Raw genomic sequence first — 593 nt, 5'->3', positions numbered from 1 at the left:
CCGCGGTGGCCACGCTTACCGTCGCGGCATGGGTGCAGGTGGTGCGACTCAGCTCAGTTTCGCCGACTTGGGGTCGTCCTTCGAAACGCCCGACGTCTTGCTGCGCGACACGACCTTCGTGGTGGTCGACCTCGAGACCACCGGCGGGCGCACCAAGAGCACCGGCGGCAGCACCCCCGACGCCATCACCGAGATCGGTGCGGTCAAAGTCCGCGGCGGCACCGTGCTCGGCGAGTTCGAGGAACATCGGCAACACCGCGTCGATGGTCGGGGCGTCGGACACCATCGCGGTGGTGATGCCGGTCAGCTGCACGATCTGGGGCGGGATGCTGCGCTTCGGGTCGACCAGTGTGGCGAACTCGCCGAGCACGGTGCCGCCGCGGACTTTGACCGCACCGATCTCGGTGATGGCGTCGGGGGTGCTGCCGCCGGTGCTCTTGGTGCGCCCGCCGGTGGTCTCGAGGTCGACCACCACGAAGGTCGTGTCGCGCAGCAAGACGTCGGGCGTTTCGAAGGACGACCCCAAGTCGGCGAAACTGAGCTGAGTCGCACCACCTGCACCCATGCCGCGACGGTAAGCGTGGCCACCGACA

At 68.3% G+C, this 593-nt stretch carries 1 protein-coding gene; it reads right to left on the bottom strand.

Annotated features, from left to right (window positions below):
* A partial coding sequence (locus A9X04_RS31310; RefSeq protein WP_255396476.1) for an exonuclease domain-containing protein occupies positions 1-565 on the bottom strand: 565 nt, incomplete at its 3' end.
* Between the last annotated feature and the right edge of the window lie 28 nt (positions 566-593).

It is taken from the genome of Mycobacterium sp. E3247 (assembly GCF_001667785.1).
Classification (GTDB): Bacteria; Actinomycetota; Actinomycetes; order Mycobacteriales; family Mycobacteriaceae; genus Mycobacterium.
The sequence above is the reverse complement of the archived record's forward strand: the minus strand, read 5'-3'. Positions and strand labels throughout refer to the sequence as shown.